Source organism: Levilactobacillus suantsaii (genome assembly GCF_004115745.1).
Classification (GTDB): domain Bacteria; phylum Bacillota; class Bacilli; order Lactobacillales; family Lactobacillaceae; genus Levilactobacillus; species Levilactobacillus suantsaii.
Genome location: NZ_QXIL01000062.1, coordinates 1 through 662 on the forward strand (window position 1 = coordinate 1; position 662 = coordinate 662).

Here is a 662-nt window from a genome sequence, read left to right on the forward strand (position 1 = left end):
TCCTGGTGATAAGCAAGTCTATCGTCTGTACGAACCAGGAACTCAGCGGGCCTTTGCTGATTTGATTGCACTAGCTACCGAGACGATCGTTGATGCGACCAGCCTAACCGTCGTCAACAGTGACCCACTCAGTGTCGACCGTCAACAGCGACTCACCCATTTTGAAGCCCGGCCCTTACTCGCGCCGGTAGATTTGTCCAACACCACGTCAATTCCGGTTACAACCATTCAGGCAACGACCCAGGCTAAACTTGCCGAGCTCCCACGAACAACCCAGCGGCTCGTCAACCCAGATCTTTACCCGGTCTACATGACGACCACACTCAGCCAGTTACAAACTAGTTTGTTGAATAAAATGACGATACTAGCCGATTAACAAACGAACACGCGTAGCAACGACCAAAGCCACTTCTGTACTTAGCGTTCAAATGAACGCTAAGTACAGAAGTGGCTTTAGTTTATATCAAGTAACAGTTAGCTCACTGACCAGTAATTTGATCATGTTCACCCGGGGTCAATATTTTGGTCATCACCGTAATCAAATACGCTTGTTCGCGCTCAATTTCAGTTCCCGGCAATTCCAGTATTAACCGCGCTAGGTAACCGAATAGCTGCGATAACAAACTTTGCAGTATCAAATCATTCGGCCAATCCACAATCAA

Annotated in this window: 2 pseudogenes; one reads left to right on the forward strand and one right to left on the reverse strand. The window is 47.7% G+C overall.

Going from position 1 to position 662, the window contains the following annotated elements:
• Positions 1-376: pseudogene (locus tag DXH47_RS11540) on the forward strand (nicotinate phosphoribosyltransferase); the annotation flags it as partial.
• 103 nt (positions 377-479) lie between these two features.
• On the opposite strand, the pseudogene DXH47_RS11545 reads toward DXH47_RS11540, so the two are convergent.
• Positions 480-662: pseudogene (locus DXH47_RS11545) on the reverse strand (TetR/AcrR family transcriptional regulator); the annotation flags it as partial.